This window comes from Sporosarcina sp. QA0331 (genome assembly GCF_055808055.1).
In genome coordinates, this window is record NZ_CM147850.1 from 2341312 (window position 1) to 2359746 (window position 18435).

At 42.0% G+C, this 18435-nt stretch carries 20 protein-coding genes; 6 read left to right on the forward strand and 14 right to left on the reverse strand.

Features of this window, described 5'->3' with window-relative positions; translation table 11 throughout:
• Positions 1 to 144 precede the first annotated feature (144 nt).
• The gene (locus AC0L13_RS11735; RefSeq protein WP_473639766.1) at positions 145 to 876 is read left to right on the forward strand and encodes an amino acid kinase family protein; all 732 of its coding nucleotides are present in this window, start codon (positions 145 to 147) and stop codon (positions 874 to 876) included.
• Position 877: 1 nt separating this feature from the next.
• Here AC0L13_RS11735 and AC0L13_RS11740 read toward each other — a convergent pair whose 3' ends face one another.
• Entirely contained in the window at positions 878 to 1963 is a 1086-nt protein-coding gene (locus tag AC0L13_RS11740) for a CAP domain-containing protein (protein ID WP_473639768.1), read from the reverse strand.
• A gap of 331 nt (positions 1964 to 2294) precedes the next feature.
• On the opposite strand from AC0L13_RS11740, the gene AC0L13_RS11745 reads away from it, so the two are divergent.
• Both AC0L13_RS11745 and ytvI read left to right on the forward strand, forming a co-directional pair.
• Positions 2295 to 2660, forward strand: coding sequence for a YugN family protein (locus AC0L13_RS11745; protein ID WP_440499622.1), 366 nt, complete (start codon positions 2295 to 2297; stop codon positions 2658 to 2660).
• Positions 2661 to 2770: 110 nt separating this feature from the next.
• Entirely contained in the window at positions 2771 to 3829 is a 1059-nt protein-coding gene (ytvI, locus tag AC0L13_RS11750; protein WP_473639770.1) for a sporulation integral membrane protein YtvI, read from the forward strand.
• 47 nt (positions 3830 to 3876) lie between these two features.
• Here ytvI and AC0L13_RS11755 read toward each other — a convergent pair whose 3' ends face one another.
• The 7 genes from AC0L13_RS11755 to cyoE all read right to left on the reverse strand — a co-directional run bounded on the left by AC0L13_RS11755 (position 3877) and on the right by cyoE (position 10377).
• Positions 3877 to 4338 (reverse strand): DUF420 domain-containing protein, encoded by a 462-nt coding sequence (locus tag AC0L13_RS11755; RefSeq protein WP_473639772.1) that lies wholly within the window; start codon positions 4336 to 4338, stop codon positions 3877 to 3879.
• Positions 4339 to 4367: 29 nt separating this feature from the next.
• Positions 4368 to 5285 (reverse strand): cytochrome c oxidase assembly factor CtaG, encoded by a 918-nt coding sequence (ctaG, locus tag AC0L13_RS11760; RefSeq protein WP_473639774.1) that lies wholly within the window; start codon positions 5283 to 5285, stop codon positions 4368 to 4370.
• A gap of 129 nt (positions 5286 to 5414) precedes the next feature.
• Positions 5415 to 5762 (reverse strand): cytochrome C oxidase subunit IV family protein, encoded by a 348-nt coding sequence (locus AC0L13_RS11765; protein WP_473639776.1) that lies wholly within the window; start codon positions 5760 to 5762, stop codon positions 5415 to 5417.
• Between the two features lies 1 nt (position 5763).
• Positions 5764 to 6390, reverse strand: coding sequence for a cytochrome (ubi)quinol oxidase subunit III (locus tag AC0L13_RS11770; RefSeq protein WP_473639778.1), 627 nt, complete (start codon positions 6388 to 6390; stop codon positions 5764 to 5766).
• Positions 6390 to 8264 carry a cytochrome c oxidase subunit I gene (locus AC0L13_RS11775; protein ID WP_473639780.1) on the reverse strand — a complete coding sequence of 625 codons (1875 nt, stop codon included), beginning with the start codon at positions 8262 to 8264 and terminating at the stop codon, positions 6390 to 6392. Before AC0L13_RS11775 ends, AC0L13_RS11770 begins: the two co-directional genes overlap by 1 nt.
• Before the next feature lie 31 nt (positions 8265 to 8295).
• Positions 8296 to 9360: a cytochrome c oxidase subunit II gene (gene coxB / locus AC0L13_RS11780; protein ID WP_473639782.1), complete on the reverse strand. Its 1065-nt coding sequence runs from the start codon at positions 9358 to 9360 to the stop codon at positions 8296 to 8298.
• A gap of 99 nt (positions 9361 to 9459) precedes the next feature.
• The gene (gene cyoE / locus AC0L13_RS11785; RefSeq protein ID WP_473639784.1) at positions 9460 to 10377 is read right to left on the reverse strand and encodes a heme o synthase; all 918 of its coding nucleotides are present in this window, start codon (positions 10375 to 10377) and stop codon (positions 9460 to 9462) included.
• Between the two features lie 322 nt (positions 10378 to 10699).
• On the opposite strand from cyoE, the gene AC0L13_RS11790 reads away from it, so the two are divergent.
• Positions 10700 to 11605 (forward strand): COX15/CtaA family protein, encoded by a 906-nt coding sequence (locus AC0L13_RS11790; RefSeq protein WP_473639785.1) that lies wholly within the window; start codon positions 10700 to 10702, stop codon positions 11603 to 11605.
• Positions 11606 to 11653: 48 nt separating this feature from the next.
• Here AC0L13_RS11790 and pyc read toward each other — a convergent pair whose 3' ends face one another.
• The 3 genes from pyc to AC0L13_RS11805 are packed head-to-tail and all read right to left on the reverse strand — an operon-like array spanning position 11654 to position 16623.
• Positions 11654 to 15091, reverse strand: a complete 3438-nt coding sequence (gene pyc, locus AC0L13_RS11795) for a pyruvate carboxylase (RefSeq protein WP_473646979.1) — start codon at positions 15089 to 15091, stop codon at positions 11654 to 11656.
• Positions 15092 to 15116: 25 nt separating this feature from the next.
• Positions 15117 to 16283 (reverse strand): FtsW/RodA/SpoVE family cell cycle protein, encoded by a 1167-nt coding sequence (locus tag AC0L13_RS11800; protein ID WP_473639787.1) that lies wholly within the window; start codon positions 16281 to 16283, stop codon positions 15117 to 15119.
• Positions 16284 to 16341: 58 nt separating this feature from the next.
• Positions 16342 to 16623: an Fpa/YlaN family protein gene (locus AC0L13_RS11805; protein WP_473639789.1), complete on the reverse strand. Its 282-nt coding sequence runs from the start codon at positions 16621 to 16623 to the stop codon at positions 16342 to 16344.
• 191 nt (positions 16624 to 16814) lie between these two features.
• On the opposite strand from AC0L13_RS11805, the gene AC0L13_RS11810 reads away from it, so the two are divergent.
• Together AC0L13_RS11810 and AC0L13_RS11815 are read left to right on the forward strand one after the other, a co-directional pair.
• Positions 16815 to 17315: a peptidyl-prolyl cis-trans isomerase gene (locus tag AC0L13_RS11810; RefSeq protein ID WP_473639791.1), complete on the forward strand. Its 501-nt coding sequence runs from the start codon at positions 16815 to 16817 to the stop codon at positions 17313 to 17315.
• Between the two features lie 34 nt (positions 17316 to 17349).
• Positions 17350 to 17553: a YlaI family protein gene (locus tag AC0L13_RS11815; protein WP_473639793.1), complete on the forward strand. Its 204-nt coding sequence runs from the start codon at positions 17350 to 17352 to the stop codon at positions 17551 to 17553.
• 121 nt (positions 17554 to 17674) lie between these two features.
• Here AC0L13_RS11815 and AC0L13_RS11820 read toward each other — a convergent pair whose 3' ends face one another.
• The 3 genes from AC0L13_RS11820 to AC0L13_RS11830 all read right to left on the reverse strand — a co-directional run bounded on the left by AC0L13_RS11820 (position 17675) and on the right by AC0L13_RS11830 (position 18425).
• Entirely contained in the window at positions 17675 to 17794 is a 120-nt protein-coding gene (locus tag AC0L13_RS11820; RefSeq protein WP_473639795.1) for a CPBP family glutamic-type intramembrane protease, read from the reverse strand.
• 126 nt (positions 17795 to 17920) lie between these two features.
• Positions 17921 to 18076 (reverse strand): hypothetical protein, encoded by a 156-nt coding sequence (locus tag AC0L13_RS11825; RefSeq protein ID WP_473639797.1) that lies wholly within the window; start codon positions 18074 to 18076, stop codon positions 17921 to 17923.
• Positions 18077 to 18092: 16 nt separating this feature from the next.
• The gene (locus tag AC0L13_RS11830) at positions 18093 to 18425 is read right to left on the reverse strand and encodes a YlaH-like family protein (RefSeq protein ID WP_473639799.1); all 333 of its coding nucleotides are present in this window, start codon (positions 18423 to 18425) and stop codon (positions 18093 to 18095) included.
• Positions 18426 to 18435: the final 10 nt, after the last annotated feature.

Here is an 18435-nt window from a genome sequence, read left to right on the forward strand (position 1 = left end):
CAATCTTTCAAGATCTCAGATAATAACAGAAGCCCCCTCCCCTTCCCGAACAATTTTCATGAATACCGAATATATTGAGAGCGAACCATACTTTATCGTATGAAGGAAATGGAAGGAACGACACGAAGAAAGTTGGGAGCTTGAATGATAGTTCAAAAATTTGGCGGAGTAGCCATGAAAGACAAACAATCACGAAAAATATGCATTGAACACATCAAATCTGGATTGGAAAACCATCAAAATGTCGTCGTAGTCGTTTCAGCAATCGGAAGGGGAAAAGATCCATACTCCACGGATCAGTTATTGAAGTTGACAGATGCATTCAAACACGCTAAAGCTGCAAGTGACCTCGCTGCGTCATGCGGTGAGCTTATTGCATCAGCGGTTCTATCTGCAGAACTGGAAGAGGCTGGAGTCCCAAATAGAATTCTACATGGAATTCAAGCTGGCATCTGGACATCCGGCGATTTTGGTGATGGAACAATCAGTGATATCGACCCCACTATGATTGTCGACAGTTTACAAGAATCCGGATGCGTCATTGTTCCGGGCTTCCAAGGAATCAACGAATTTGGCCAAGTGATGACAATCGGCAGAGGCGGCAGTGATTTGACAGCCATTGCACTTGGGGCGGCTCTAAGAGCATCACATGTCGAGTTTTTCAAGGACGTCCCAGGAGTCATGAGCAATGACCCGCGAATCGGTGTAAACACCAAAAAAATCGATAATATGACCATAGATCAATTGCTGCCACTTTTGGAAACAGATCGCCCTGTCATCCAGAAGCGTGCAGCAATTTACGCAATGAAAAAAGCGATACCTCTTTATGTAAGAGGCATCACTTCCAGTGAGAAAGGGACTTGGATTTTACCATGAATCACTTTCGCAAGAAATTCGAGTTTGGGTTTTCTTTCTTATCTGATTTTATGAGTACTTGTGTATAATACTTTCCATACGCTCCAGTACCAATATCAGTCGCATCCGAATCCAGCAAGACACTACGGTGCGCGGGGGAATTCAGCCAGCCATGGACCGCTTCGATAGCATCCACGTAATTGGCGGCGATATTCTCCCCGGCTTTTTTATGATCAATCCCGAAACTTTTCAACCGCTCTGATAAGTTGCCTGCTGATGGCGACTCATGTGAAAAATAATTTTCAATCGCCATATCCTTGCTATGGTTTTGGGCTAGTAACGATAACCAATAATCAATTTCAAGCGGCTTTACATCATGATGTTCCCGATAAATATTCGTCAGCTCGAGAATTTGCCGTTCCATCGATCGGTCAACTTCCATTTGGATTGTTGAAGATGGCTGAGGAATCGCTACTAATTCTCCAGCGAATTCCATATCATAAGGTTGATGGATGACAAGCGTTTTCGGGTCAATATATCGGACGCCCTCAATCACTTCATCTTCAGCATCTACATACACTTGCGCATACAAGTTTTCATATTTAAGCAAGATTCTATCTTTCAAATCCTGGCTATTCAAAGTAAATGTATAAATACTATCATCCAAAATCACATTCACTTCAGATTCGATAATCGAAAAACGGAACACTTCACTAATATTCTGACCGATTGAGATAGGCGTCAGATCCGCATCTTTGTCAGCACTGAACACCTGATTGACAGCTCCGTCTTCCACACCGACCATCATTTGAGTATCTTCAGTATACACCCACCACTCGTAACCGTAAGCGGACGGTTCGATTCTGTCAGGTTCCCCCATTGACTCGACCAGTGCTTCGGAAGACTTTCCGACAAATGTGGAAAGCCCTTTTTCTGGTCGTTTTGGACCAGATGTCAATTCAACGACTTCCTTATTAGGAGTCGGTATTGCCGTTCCATGTTTGACCGGCGATTCGAGCGGTTCATTTTCCTGAATCCTGCTTCCCATAATATAAAACACTGCGAGAAGGACAAACAGTAATAATGCAATTTTCCACAATACTTTCAAGTCTTCTCGCCACCTTTCCATCTAGTTGTAATCAATGAAGCCTTATTTAAGTGCATGTAAACCGAACTACTTCCATAAAAAGGATTACTTACAGAAAATCTTTAATTCTTGATAAATAGTATTAATTTGAGTATAAGTTAACTTTAACGAATTTCAAGTGTGAAAGTCATCCTTCACGCATTAAATAATCTCTTACTACCGAAATAAGGATGTACCTAACGAATTCGTCGGTTTCAAGACACAATGTTGTCATTGCAAGTAACACTAATTTGTTCTATGATAATTAAGTATAGGCATTCGACTGGTTGAATATGAAGGAGGACTTTGAACAATGTATATCGAAAATACAGGTATTGAAGGCATTGTTGCTGAATTGTCACTACTTGACGAAATCATGCTGAAACATGATCTTGTACGTGCTGGACAATGGGACTACGAGCGTGTTACATATGATAAGAAGTATGTAATCAAGGAAGGCACTTATTATTTGCGTGTATTCGGTTTCACACCAGACGGTGACGTTGATACTCGCGATGCAATCATGCACCTTAAAAAGCCGGTTATCGGAAAGCATTATTACCCACATGGCGTCGAATATGGTGAGGGCGAGCACTTCCCTGAAGGACTTGTGAAAGATTGCGAAGCAACACTCAAAGCCGTCTTAGAAGATCTAAAACCATTTATTCTAACAAAATAATCATTTTTTCATGAAAGCCGGAGAACTAATTGTTCTTCGGTTTTTTTTACCTATTCTTTCTCTGAAATTTGGTTATACTGTAACCAATTAACAATTTGGAGGAATGACTGTTGTCCCGATTGCTTACAAAACGGAATATTTTGCTTCTCTTTTTACTTATTGTCGTCATATTAGTTTTTATCTTTATTCTTCCTATATCCATTCCGATTATTTTAGCACTTTTAACGGCTCTACTTTTCGAACCGCTCGTCAAATTGACTGAAACAAAATTCAAATGGAAGCGTCAAATAGCAGTCATATCCGTTTTCATTTTTATTTTAGTAATGCTTGCTATTATCATTTATTATACAATCACGTCATTGATAGGTAGACTAATCGAACTCTCAAAAACAGCTCCCGATTATTTAAACAAGCTTTCTGGGGTATGGATCGATTTTCAGAATAAACTTCTTGTATACACATCGGGATTGCCTGATGATGTTGTAAAAGCGGCACAAGGCAGTTTCAATGAGATTTTGGAGTCATTCCGGAAATCACTTTTGGAATTGATCAATTCCGACAAAATCGTTGCACTCGCTTCTGAAATCCCGAACTTCCTCGTAAGTCTTCTTGTTTATATGGTCGCTCTTTTCCTTTTCATGCTTGAATTGCCTGAATTGAAAAAGATGGTATTCAGGCATTTCACGGATGATACTGCGAAAAAAGTCCGGTATATGACAGTTAAACTCAACTCGGTAATTTTCGGATTCATGAAAGCTCAAGTATTAATAAGCTTGATTATTCTCGCAGCATCTTTTGTAGGATTGTTGATTATCGCCCCTAAATATGCTCTAATCATGTCAATTGTCATTTGGATCATCGATATCATTCCAATTTTAGGCTCAATAGTCATTCTTGCTCCTTGGTCATTGTATCAATTCGTCAGCGGAGATATCGGCATGGGGACAAAATTGGCAATCTTGGCTGCAATCCTGTTAATCATACGTAGGATTGTTGAACCGAAAGTAATGGGTAACCAGATCGGCTTATCCCCTCTTCCGACGCTTATCGGTATGTTTATCGGGTTAAAGCTATTCGGTTTTATCGGTTTATTCATCGGACCGATGATCGTCATCCTATTCAATACAGCACGCGAAGCTGGTATCATTAAGATGAACTTTAAAATATAACTATCAAAAAACCGGCATGGAATCATTTCCTTTGCCGGTTTCTTTTATTAATATCCTAAAATGGCCTTTATCATTGAAGTCGTTTCTCCGCCTTCGCACAAGACATAGAGCAACAAATAAACAGCCACACCTGTAATTGCAGTAAAGAACCAGACAACGCTCGTAATAGGTCCTATTCTTCGATGCTTATCCAACTTATTTTTCAAGCCCCAATTGATTGTCAATATGCCCATGACAGCCCCAGACGTTGAGAGCATAATATGAAAAATAAGAAAGACTGTATAATAGATCTTTAGATTTTCCGGACCGCCGAACGCCGTGTTGCCGATGAAAATCGTACGGGAGGCGTAAATGATAAAAAACAGAACCGCTGCAACGGCTGCTCCTAACATTGTCTTCTTATGGGCTTCAATCTTCCGGTCCCGCACTAGTTTCCATCCGATTGCGACAAGAATCGCCGATAGTACAATAAAAAAAGTGCTCAACGTTGGTAAAAAAGGAACATTCATAAATAATACCCCTTCAGCAGTGAAATAGATCATCTGTTCATTTCAAATTTTTGTCGTTCCAATAAATCTCTTTGTGTTATTTCATCAGCATTCAATTGCTCTTCACGATACCACTTGATGAAGATTTTTCCGATCACTACTACATAAATCAATTCTTGAATGATTTTCATAATAATACCGCCCAGTTGCTGGTCATACACTGTAGGCATATTCGTAAATAATTCCGGACCCGAAATGGATAAACCAGAAAGCGTCCCTGCAGGTACACATAATGCCATAGCCTGTAACCATGCCTCTCCACTGCTATAAGTTTCATACACAGGCACGTCTACAAAGATGATTAAAGCACAGGCAGGCGTTACTAAGAGAGCACTTAAAATCACATACCCAATTTTCTTCAAGCCGTGCAGTTGTGGATGATCTTCCATCGTATTCACAACCGGCCACCATAAAACTAAGGCTGCTAAAAACACCGTAATCGTAAAGATAGCATGCAAAACTGCACTCAATTTAATGTAATCTAAAATCATCGGATAGTGATACAGCGAGAAAGCAAGTGTAAAGATCAATAAGCTAATAATAGGCCTCGTAAACAACCGTACAACTTTGTCGATGATTTTGACGCTAAAAACTTTTTTCCAAATGAAATTTGGAATTCCGATGATCATTAACGGAGCAACCCCTAACAAAAGAAGCGCCATTTGCGTCATATGAACGGAGAACAATATATGTCCGATTAAGTCAACGGGTGACCCTTTAACGATATACAAAAGCACCATCGAAGCTAAAAAGTATCCGATTTCCCTTTTCGTTACAGGTTCCGTCCCTTCAAACCAATGTCTCCATTTTTTAGTCAATAGGAAATAAAGTACGACGATCAATACTAATGTTAAGAAATAATAAGGACTCCATAATGCTCGAAACCCAAATATGCTAAAAGGCATCATTGCCATCGCTCCTTTAATATGTCTTTCCCTATTATAAAACGAACATGGCGCGAACACAATGAACGAACAATGAACTTTCCTTTAGGTCAAAAAAAGCCTGTGGAAAATCCACAGGCTTTTCTTTATTGATTACCACCAAACGATTGTTACAAAAGTCAAAGGAATAAGGAAGCCAAACAAAGCCCCCGTAAACATGAACATTTGAGGAATGCCATGCCCTTTTTCACTCATATGCATGAAATAATACAGTTGCAAACCGACTTGAACTGCTGCGAACAGCAGGACCATCGGAATGATGAAGTACTTCGAGAACCCTGCAACATCAGCTTGATAAGCAACAACCATTGAAAATGAAACAAGTGTGAGGAAGATCATTAGCGAAAACATCATGACCTGATCACGCATTGACTTTTTTGCACGTCTCTGTGCAAGCTGCTGCTCAGCAGGTGTACGTTTGTAAACTTGGATGTCTGCCATCTTAACCTATCACTCCCATCAAGTAGACTACAGTGAAGATGAATACCCAAACAACGTCAATGAAGTGCCAATATAGTGAAAAAGTATAGTACTTCGTTGCGTTATAAAGATTCAGACCGCGTTTCGCGTTACGGAAAATCAACAACGTAATCCATACAAGACCAACAGCTACGTGGAAACCGTGAGTTCCGACAAGCGTATAGAACGCAGAACTGAAAGCACTGTTATTATATGTGAAGCCTAAGTGTACATAATGCGAGAACTCATATACTTCAAGCATAAGGAAACCGAGTCCTAAAAACGCAGTGATGGCTAGCCAAAGCTGCATTTTCTTAAAGTTGTAGTTACGCAGATGGTACATAGCGAACACACTCGTCAATGAAGATGTCAAAAGCAACATTGTCATTACGAAAACAAGTGGCAATTCATAAAGCTCTTGAGTCGAGAATCCAAAACCGCTCGGACCGGAGTTCTTTAGTGCAACATATGTTGCGAACAATGTTGCGAAGAGAATTGTCTCTCCTCCAAGGAACAACCAGAATCCGACGAACTTATTTTTCGCTTCAAGTGTCGCTTTTTCAGGATGATCGGGCCAAGTTTCAGGGGTGAATTTTTTATTCAAGTCCATTAGTTTTGACCCCCTTTACGTTTCATATCACGGAGAATCTCATCTTTTTTAATATAGTATCCAGTGTCATCCTGCAATGAACGGGCAGCCATCGCTACGAAAGTCCATAGTAGACCAAAAATTAGGACTGGCAGACCCCATGACTCTTCAGTGCGGAACATAGCTCCGAATCCAGCGATGAAGAGACCAAGTGTCATTAGGAATGGAATGATAGATCCATTCGGCATATGAATGTCTTTGATCGGTTCAGCAGGAGTCAATCCTGACTCATTGCCTTCCATTTTTTCGATCCAAACAGTATCAAGCCCGCGAACAAGTGGTGTCGCATGGAAATTATAGTATACCGGTGGAGATTCGATTGCCCATTCAAGCGTACGGCCGTCTCCCCATGGATCATTTGCAACTTTCACATTCTTGATAGATGTCACGATGACGTTGTACACGAGTACAATGACACCGATTGCCATCATGAATGCACCAATCGTACTAATTAAGTTTGCCAAATTCCAACCTTGTCCGTCCATGAATGTCCATACACGACGAGGCATTCCCCAGAATCCAAGCCAGTGCTGAATTAGGAACGTCAAATGGAAACCGATGAAAAAGAATACGAATGTAATTTTACCAAGCGTCTCATTAAGCATCGTACCAAACATTTTTGGCCACCAATAATGTGTTGCTGCCAAAATTGCAAGGACTACCCCACCAACGATTACATAGTGGAAGTGAGCAACGATGAAGTAAGAGTCATGCAATTGATAGTCAAGCGGTGCCGCACCTTGCATAACACCTGTCACCCCACCCATTACGAATGAAGGGATGAAACCGAGTGCATAAAGCATTGGCGTTGTAATCTTGATGCTTCCGCCCCACATGGTCAATAGCCAGTTGAAAATTTTAACCCCTGTTGGAACAGCAATCGCCATTGTTGCAACAGCGAAGATTGCGTTCGCAGTTGGTCCAAGCCCTACCGTAAACATATGGTGAGCCCAAACCATGAATCCGAGGAATCCAATCAATACAGTCGCAAAGACCATGGATGGATATCCGAAAAGACGCTTTCGAGCAAATGTCGAGAAGATCTCAGAGAAAATACCGAAAGCAGGCAAAATCAGAATGTATACTTCAGGGTGACCGAAAATCCAGAAAATATGCTCCCAGATGATCGTGTTTCCGCCCATCGTATGATCAAAGAAGTTTCCACCGAACATACGGTCAAATGTTAAGAAGAAAAGACCGACTGTTAATGGAGGGAATGCAAATAGAATCATCGCGGACGCTACAAATGTTGTCCATGTGAACAACGGCATACGCATATACGTCATCCCAGGCGCACGCATGTTGATGATTGTTACTAGGAAGTTGATTCCCGCCATCAACGTACCGCCCCCAGCAATCTGAAGACCGATTGCATAGAAGTCAATACCGTGACCTTCCGAAGCAATGGAAAGTGACGCATATGATGTCCATCCCGCATCCGGCACTTGACCGAAGAACCAAGAGATGTTCAGGAAAAGTCCTCCGAAGAAGAACATCCAGAACCCTAATGAGTTAACAAATGGGAATGCAACATCTCGTGCACCAATTTGCAACGGCATGATAGCGTTCATAAATCCAAATAATAAAGGCATGGCAGCCAGGAAAATCATCGTCGTTCCGTGCATCGTGATCAAATCATTGAAAAGACCCGCACTGACGAAATCGTTGTTCGGCTTATGAAGCTGCCAACGAATTAACATTGCTTCAATTCCGCCGAGTACGAAGAAGAATCCGCCACCAAGGAAGTAAAGGATTCCGATCTTCTTATGGTCGACTGTAGTCAGCCAGTCCCATAGCGTTGCGCCAAAACCCTTTTTTTGAGCAACTGAACTCACTTTGTTACCTCCTCTTCAAAATCGCAAAAGATTATTTTTCAACAGATAATCCCATTAAGTATTCAGCCAATGCATCCAATTCCTGGTCGGAAAGTTGATTAGCGAATTCTGGCATCTTATTGCCAGGTTTATGTTTCTGTGGATACTTGATCCAATCAATCAAATCTTCTTTTGTATGGTCCATGAATCCTGCAACACGGTTACGATCTCCGAAAGTTGCTAGGTTTGGTCCGACTGCACCAGATTCCCCAACACCTGAAGTGGCGTGACATCCGATACAGCTTTGCTGGAATACTTCCTCACCAGCTGGATTTGCAACGACTTGATTCTCTGCGGAAGCTTGCATTGCAGTTACCCATTGGTCAAATTCAGCACGTGGCATCGTTTTCACTTTGAAGTCCATTAAAGCATGCGACGGACCGCAAAGCTCGGCACATTTCCCATAGAATACTCCGTCTTTCAAATTCTTGGAATCTTTCTCGAATACCAAATAGAATTTGTTGACGTTCTCTACGTTCGTATCAAGCTTTCCGCCAACTGCAGGAATCCAGAAGGAGTGTTTCACGTCAGCTGCAATCAAATTGAAGTAAACCTTTTCATCCATTGGAACGACTAATTCCTGTGCGGTAACAATACCAAGGTCAGGATATTCGAATTCCCACCAGTATAGTTTCGCTGTTACGTCAACGACTAGGTTTTCGGCATTTCCATCTTCATCTACTGCGCCCATAGCTGATACATCACCAAGCTTATACGTGTAGTAAACAGTAGGGACAGCTAGCAGCAAGATCAATAGAATTGGAATGATTGTCCATACAAGCTCAAGCTTATGGCTGCCTTCAACTTGTTCAGGAATATGATCTTCACCTAATTTGGAACGTCTGAAGCGTACTAACGCGATTAAGTAAATTGCTACTACAACGATAATGACGAGCAACATTATTCCTGACGACAATAATAGCAAGTTGAATTGATCTTGACCGACTTGTCCGGCAGGCAGAAGCGTTGAAATTTCTTCTTGTCCACACCCTGCAAGGAAAACTGTCAGTACAGCCAATAGAGAAAAGAGACGCCATTTTTTGAGTCCTTTCATCATCGCTAACTAATACCTCTCTTTCTAAAAAATGATTTTCTTCAATGAGGACTGTTGACCTCTCTATAATGAATTCCTGTCAAAAAGAAAGAATTCCATCAGTTAGATGAATATCGAAAAAATGATCATTGCTACGAAAAGGATTGTCATGTAATTCAAGGAGAAGATGAACATGGATGTCGCCCATTTCAAATCTTCTTTTGCTTTGAATCCTTTAATCGACAAATATAGCCAACCGATATTCAGGGCTGTTGCCAGCACAATAAAAGCGCTTCCGAGTTCCGGTAGAAGGAAAGGCAACGGGAATAAAAGCAGAACCCATCCTAAAATAGACTTCTTTGTCCTTTCAAATCCTTTTACGACTGGAAGCATCGGAATGCCGGCTGCCCGGTATTCTTCAGTCCTACGCATCGCCAACGCATAGAAATGCGGCGGTTGCCATGCAAACATGATTAAGAACAGCGCCCATGCACCCATACCAAGTGACGGTTCGACCGCAGCCCAACCGATTAATGGCGGGATGGCTCCTGAGATGCTGCCTACAACAGTATTACTAACATATTTTCTTTTAGACCACATTGAATAGAGTACAACATAGCTGAAGACGCCTGCAAGTCCCCATAGCCCTGCCGCCGGTGACGCAGCAAACAACATCACTTCGCCTAAGACAATGAAAGTGAACGCCAGTGCCAAGACAGCCGGTGCCTTAAATCTGCCAGTAACCGTTGGACGAGACTTTGTTCTAGACATGATCGGATCAATATCCCGATCAATTAGATTGTTCAAAGCCGCCGAGCCCGCGATGATTAATCCGGTACCGAAAAGTCCATACAGTAACAAATCCAGATTGCTAATGAAACTTTTGCCTGTAAACTGGAACGCAAGAAATAGACCGGTAAATGTTGTAATCAGGTTTGAATTCACTATGCCGATTTTTATAAGTGCTAGAAAATCCTTCAATATGGAAGCCGATCCGATATCCGGTTCAACGGATGAAGAAATCGCTCGACCGTTTGACATATGTACCCTCCTTTCAAGGATGTCGGCAAGGACCGCTATACTTAACTATATCGAAATCCGGCAATTATTTCTATATATAAACCGAATTTCATCCGATATGTTAAGTATATTGTCATATAAATGTATCTGCCTTATCTATAGTAAATCATTTCCCCATGCCTTTTGTGAAGTTAAAGGGTCTATTTTATGAACAATTTGTGAAAAAGCTTTATGCAAAGCTGATTTCGGCCAATATGCGTTGTTTTTTCGACTTTTTTTCGATATCATCAACAAACGGGGCCTTTTTTCATATGGTCATCATTTCTTAAAGAAGGTGTCTTGTTTGCGATATAATAAGTATTTGAAATGGTTCGGGGTCGCCTCTACGATCGGTATGCTGTTAATCCTTTTGGGCGGTGCTCTCGTTACGAAAACAGATAGTGGGATGGGTTGCGGAAGGCATTGGCCTGGTTGTAACGGTCAATTGATCCCAGATGAAATCACACCGGAAGTCCTTATTGAATTTTCTCATCGCCTCGTTACAGGCACGGTCGGTATTTTGATCGTCGTTTTAGCAGTTTGGTCATGGAAAGCGATCGGACATAAAAGGGAAACAAAATTGCTGTCCGTTTTGGCAATATTTTTCCTCATTCTTCAGGCGTTGATTGGAGCAGCCCAAGTTCTTTGGGGACAAGGGGATTTCATTCTTGCACTTCATTTTGGCATTTCGCTAATTTCCTTTGCATCGGTATTACTTCTCACATTGCTCATTTTTGAGGTCGATCAGAAATTTGACGCTGATAGACTAAAAATAGGTAAGACGCTTCGATTCCATACAATCGGTGTCACGATTTATTCTTACATCGTAGTATACACCGGAGCACTTGTCCGTCATACGGAATCCGAGTTGAGTTGTACAGATTGGCCGATGTGTAGGAACGGGGATTTTTCTCTTCCTGCCAACTTCTGGGAATGGGTGCAGATGAGTCATAGGACTGCTGCTGCATTGATATTCATTTGGCTCGGGATTATAGCCATTCATGCAATCCGCCATTATAAAAATCAACGTGTTATTTACTGGGGATGGATCATCGCATTCATTTTGGTATCGCTGCAAGTTTTGGCGGGTGGAGCTGTTATCCTTACCCGTTTGAATCTTTATTTAGCTTTAGCTCATTCATTGTTTGTAATCCTTCTGTTCGGATTATTGACCTATATGGTGCTTCTTGTTTCGAGAAGCAGACAGTAGACATAGCAAAAGCACCCTCGTGGATTTCCACGAGGGTGCTTATTTTTATTAATGTTCCAGTTCGAGAAGGAGGTCGCCTGTTGAGATAGCGTCGCCTGAGGAGACGTGGATTTCTTTGACGACTCCATCGAATGGAGCTTGGATCGTTGTTTCCATCTTCATTGCTTCTGTAATGAGAAGATGTTGACCACGACGTACTTTTGCTCCTTTGGAGACAGCAACTTGCAATACAGTTCCAGGCATTGTCGCTGCAATGTGGGAATCATTTGAAGGATCCGCTTTTTGTTTGCGTGCAACATCCGATTCCACATTAATATCTTGAATGATAACTTCCCTAGGTTGGCCGTTCAGTTCAAAGTAAATGATGCGTGTGCCATCCGTTTGAGGTTCTCCAATGGAAACGAGCTTGACGATAAGCGTCTTCCCTCTTTCGATCTCCACTTCGATTTCCTGGCCTAGCCGCATACCGTATAGAAACTCCGGTGTGTTAATGACGGATATATTACCGAATTCCTTTTTCATTGTCGAATATTCTTCGAACACTTTCGGATAAAGTGCATATGCAAGCGCATCTTTCATCGTTGACGGGTGTCCGAGAAGTTCTTCGGTCTTTTGAAGCAGCGCATCAAAATCTACATCTTCCAAAAGCTCACCCGGCCGGACAGTGATCGGCGTTCTTTCTTTCAAGATAACCTGCTGTAACTCTTTCGGGAAGCCGCCATACGGCTGACCGATATATCCTTCGAAAAATTCGATTACGGATTCAGGGAAATCGATGGATTGCCCACGTGAAATGACAGTTTCTTCATTCAAGTCATTTTGCACCATGAATAGCGCCATATCACCCACAACCTTGGAAGAAGGAGTAACTTTTACGACGTCTCCAAAGAGCATATTGACACGGGAGTACATCTCCTTCACTTCATCCCATCTCTCACCAAGTCCGACAGCTTTGGCTTGTTGTTGCAAGTTTGAGTATTGCCCGCCCGGCATCTCATGTACGTACACTTCAGAATGCGGGCTAACCATGCCGCTCTCAAAGTTTTGATAATATTTCCTTACATCTTCCCAGTAATATGAAAGCGATTCTAGAGCATCAACATCGGCTTTCACTTGGCGCTTGCCGTATTGCAGCGCATAATACAATGAGCTTGCTGAAGGTTGTGAAGTCAGACCAGCCATGGAACCGAGAGCTGTATCTACAATATCCACTCCAGCTTCTATCGCTTTCGCGTACATATAGATACCATTTCCGCTCGTATCATGTGAATGCAGATGAATCGGTATATTAACAGTCTCTTTCAACTCAGAAATGAGACGATAAGCAGCTTCCGGCTTCAAGAGTCCTGCCATGTCCTTCAGTGCGAGAATATGAGCTCCTGCAGCTTCAAGCTCCTTTGCCATTTCTTTGTAGTACCCAACAGTATATTTGGCGCGGGAATCATCTAATATGTCTCCAGTATAACAAAGCGCAGCCTCTGCCACTTTCCCCGCTTGACGGGTCGCATCGATTGCCACTTCCATACCTTTAATCCAGTTTAAGCTGTCGAATATACGGAATACATCAATCCCTGATTCCGCAGAAGTTTTGACAAATTCACGTATGACATTATCAGGATAATTGGAATAGCCGACCGCATTCGCACCACGGAACAACATTTGGAATAAAACATTTGGAATTTGCTCCCGAAGCTTCGTGAGTCTTTCCCATGGATCCTCTTTCAGGAAACGGTATGCAACATCGAATGTTGCTCCCCCCCACATCTCAAATGAGAATAGATTCGGCATAAGCCTAGCAGATTCAGCAGCAATATTTGCAATATCCGATGTACGCACACGGGTTGCAAGCAATGACTGATGAGCATCCCTGAACGTCGTGTCGGTCAATAGGACATCATCCTGCTCCTTTATCCATTGGATCAATCCTTCAGGCCCTCTCTCGTCCAAAATCTGCTTCGTCCCTGCAGGAGGTGGAGCAAGAAGGTCCACAGCAGGTTTCCTTACTGAATTGAATAACGGTTTCGTCTGTTTCGCTATCCCCGGAAACCCATTGACAGTGACATTCCCTAAATAATTCAAGATCTTGGTTCCACGGTCTTTCTTTACAGGGAACTCGAATAATTCAGGAGTCGTATCAATGAAGCTTGTATCATAATTGCCAGTTAGGAAATTTTCATGACGAACGACGTTTTCAAGGAACGGGATATTTGTTTTGATTCCTCTAATCCGGAATTCTTGAAGGTTCCGGTCCATTTTTGCCGCTGCATCCTTAAAGGAAGTCCCCCAGGTTGATACTTTGACGAGCAAAGAATCATAGTATGGAGTGATGATAGCCCCTTGGAAGCCATTCCCGGCATCTAGACGGACGCCGAACCCTCCCCCTGACCGATAGACCATCAACTTGCCGGTATCAGGCATAAAGTCATTCAATGGATCCTCCGTCGTCACCCGCGATTGAATTGCATAGCCAAATAACGGAATATCATCTTGCTTTGGAATAGCGGATTCTCCTTCATGGAGATTTCCACCATTTGCAATATGAATTTGTGCATGGACGATATCGATTCCAGTTACCATTTCGGTAATTGTATGCTCAACTTGGATACGCGGATTTACTTCGATAAAATAAAATTCTCCGTCTGCTACAAGAAACTCTACGGTTCCTGCGTTAATGTAGGAAATATTTTTCGCCAATTTTACAGCAGCTTCACAAATTTCAAGACGTAACTTTTCCGGTAAAGAAATAGACGGAGCAATCTCTACTACTTTTTGGTGACGACGTTGTATCGAACAATCGCGCTCATACAGATGAACGACATTGCCGTATGTATCACCTAATATTTGAACTTCAATATGTTTTGGCTTATTGATGTACTTTTCTACATACACTTCATCCGAACCAAAAGCAGATTTCGCTTCTGATCTCGCACGCTCGTACGCTTCAAGCACTTCGTCTGCGGAATTCACAATCCGCATGCCCCGGCCGCCACCGCCTAGGGAAGCTTTAATAATAATCGGATACCCGTATGTTTCACCGAAAGAAGCAACATCAGATACTGAAGCAACTGGTCCATCCGTTCCAGGGATGACAGGGATGCCTGCCTTGATAGCTTGCTCTCTCGCCTTTACTTTGTCCCCGAACATATCGAGATGCTTTGATGTCGGACCGATGAAGATGATGCCTTCTTCTTCAAGCCTACGAGCAAACTCTTCATTCTCGGCTAGGAAGCCATAACCAGGATGTACAGCGTTCGCTCCTGATGATTTTGCAATCTTAATGATCCCTTCGATATCCAAGTAGGCATCAATCGGCTTTTTCCCTTCTCCGACTAAATAGGACTCATCTGCTTTGTAACGGTGGAAAGAACCCCGATCTTCTGCCGAATAAATTCCGACAGTCGGTATCTCCAATTCGGTGCACGCACGAAAAATACGAATAGCAATCTCACCACGGTTTGCTACGAGAATTTTTTTAATCTGACCCATTTCCACCATGAAAGCACTTCCTTCTCTATTTATTTTTTTGATATTTCACGAACATTGATACATTCATCAATATTCCTAAAGACAAAGATAACAGAATCATCGAAGTTCCGCCATAACTAATAAAAGGCAACGGCACTCCTGTAAGTGGGATAAGCCCTGTCAGACCTCCGACATTGACGAATGTTTGGATTCCAATGACGCTTCCAATTCCCGCTGCGAGCATTCGAGCTTGGGGATCCTTCGTGCGCATCGCAATATAAAGTGCGCGCAAGACGATGAATCCTAGGCCGCCGATTACGATTATCGTACCAAAAATCCCGGTTTCTTCCGAAATGACAGCCATAATGACATCCGTTTGAGGTTCTGGCAAATAACCCATCTTTTGGATGGAGTTGCCTAAACCGAGACCTTTCATTCCTCCAGACCCAATCGCTATATAGCCATTTGCAATTTGATAGCCTGAGCCTTGTGCATAATCAAATGGGTCCAAGAACGACAAAATCCGTCCTTTCCTACCATCTGTCATGACTGTATCCCAAGCAAAATATAGGATGGTAGCAACCGGAATCATTGCAAGCATGACAATCCCGCTTAGCTTCGTGAATGTCCTCAATTTTATTCCGCTCGCTGCAATGACGGATAAAGCCCCTATAATGATGATGAGAGACGTTCCGATATCCGTTTCCATCATGATCGAACCAATTGCCAAAATAAGAATGATGACCGGCGGACCGATTGATTTATTAATGGAATCAAGTGTCCCCGCTTCATACTTTTTCGCGAATACGCTAGCGAAATAAACGATAATAACAAGCTTAGCAACTTCTGAAGGCTGGATGCTGCCGAAGCCAGGTAATTTAATCCAACTCTGTGCACCGACATGGTCGCCGGAGCCGAGGAAATGGACGAGAACAAGGAGGATAAACATGACAACAATCGAAAAGATCATCAATTTCTTCCGTTTATAGTTTTGAAAAGGAAAGAAGGAGGCAAATAGGAAAGCAGGAATAGCTATTGCTAGATTCAACAGCTGTCTCTTATAAAAATAATCAGGTTCATAACCATATCGATTGACCGCCCACACCATACTCGAACTATAGATCATGACAAGTCCGAAAAGACATAGTATGAGATATGTAGTGAATAACGGATAGTCAAAGTTCCGCAGCATTTTTTTAAAGTATTTTCCCATTACATTTCCCTCATCTTAAATAAAAAACTCAAACCAATGATGAGTTTGAGTCTTTTGTTTATTTTTTTGTATATAGCTCATGCAAGACATTCATCTCTTTTTCAAGAATTGAAAGGATTTCCTTTCCTTTCTCACGTTCAATCAAGCCAAGCCTGACAGCGAAATCAATTTCCTTGGACAAGCCATACATTTGTGTATCCAACACTTCCTCGTAAAGTGGGCACTGAGGCATCGTCAAATGATCCATCTGTACTTTTATGAGTTGTGCAATTTTATCCGCATCAGCTTGTAGCTGTTTCAACGCTTTTTCCTGATAGGTTTCCTGTACTTCAATATCCATGAGGACGCCCCCATTCACCTATTATCCTTACGTGGTGATTATGAATAAATTGTATCTTTCGAGAAGGTAAATTGCAAGTGTTTCCCTTAGGAACGTAAGGGATAAATTCAATGGCTTTCCACTTTCCTTGGGAAGCGGTATACTATGTACTATATGAAAATGCTCAATTTTGGTTGTAGGAGGCTATTCACTTGGAAACAATCATTACGATAAAAGGCAATGTAAAGCATACGATCACTCTCGATCCGACAGTTTGGATCTTTGATGACCGAAAAGTCGACTTAAACACTTTCTTTACGGAAGAGCATGTCGAAAGAGATGAAGATGAAGAATATAAGAGAAGCATGGGCAAGCATTGGTCGCGCGAAATCATGGAAGGTGCTACTTTCCCACCTACTTTAAAAACAGAAAAAAAGTTTGACAGACAAAAAATGGTGACAGGTACATTCGGCATCTCCCTCGACCATTTCGTAAAAAATGCAATACCAGCTGAAGATGCAAAAACGATCTCATTTTTGACAATGGATGGCTCGAAGGAATCATTTCCGGTTTCCGAGGTAGGGAATTTCCTATTCAAGTTCAGCCAAGACGGTAAACCATTGACAGAAGACGGACCAGCCCATCTTTTATTCAAGGACGGCTCGAACCTCGAACAACCATTACGAAAAATCACCGATATCGTCATCGATTGATGCAAAAGGCCATGCTTAGTAAGGAGTTGAGTTCATGAGAGTCAAATGCGTCCTTTGCGATGAAATCGGACAACTTGTGGATGATACCCCGCTTGCAAAGAAGCTGAGGAATCATCCGATCAATACGTATATGTGCGAAGCTTGCAGCGAACGAATTACGGAGCAAACCAACATGAGAATTTCCACAGGAAAATTCATTTTCCACCGCAGCTCCCATTCCGCAGAAGAGAATTTTTAATAAAAAAGGGGTTGCTTTAAAGTCACTTAAATTAGACTTTGAAGCAACCCCCTTTTTTATAATAGTTTTGTTGAATAAACGAAAATCGCCAGAACGGCTCCCTTTCCGCTGTTGTTCTTGATTATAAAAATAGAAATAACTTACTCGTGTACAAGTTCCAAATGGAATGAGTGACCATTGAAGGAATGGCGGATTTAGTTTTTATAGCAATATAAGCAAGAACAATCCCTGCAACAAGCATTTCTTCTCAACAATCCGATCTATGATAACATAAAAATCCATTTTGATTAGATTTATTTGTATTTTAATTTATTGAAAGACTTGAAGGGTTAAATGAGTATGGGTTGATTGGAGTGAAAGGCAGCGACTACAGCGGGAACAGCACGAGGTGAAAGCCCGCAGGAAAAGCCGTCACGAAGAACGGCTTTTGCGACCAAAAGCGCAGCGTTGGGAGCACATCCGAGGAGATTGAAGCCGTGCCCGCGGAAAGCGTCTGCCTGGAACGGAAATCAACAGTTAACATAAAGAAAACTCCACCGTCAAACGGTGGAGTTTTCTTTATGTTCATTCATCCTGCGGACCCTATAAATAATCAATATGAGGGCTGCAACGATAAGTCCTTCGACAATCGGAAGGAAAATGGCGAAAAACGTCAAAATAATACAGCCTAAAAAGAGGAAGCTATACACGACTATATTTTGCCAAAACTTGATTTTTCGAGCGAATCCTAACTTATAAACAATGGCTGAAAGGATGAACACAACTGCAAACAACAAAATTCCTGTGACAGAAGATGAAGTCGTCTCATAAATCATTCGTACGACTGGAGACATCGCTTCAATTGTATCTTCATCCTTAAGAGGACCATTCATGTAGCACATT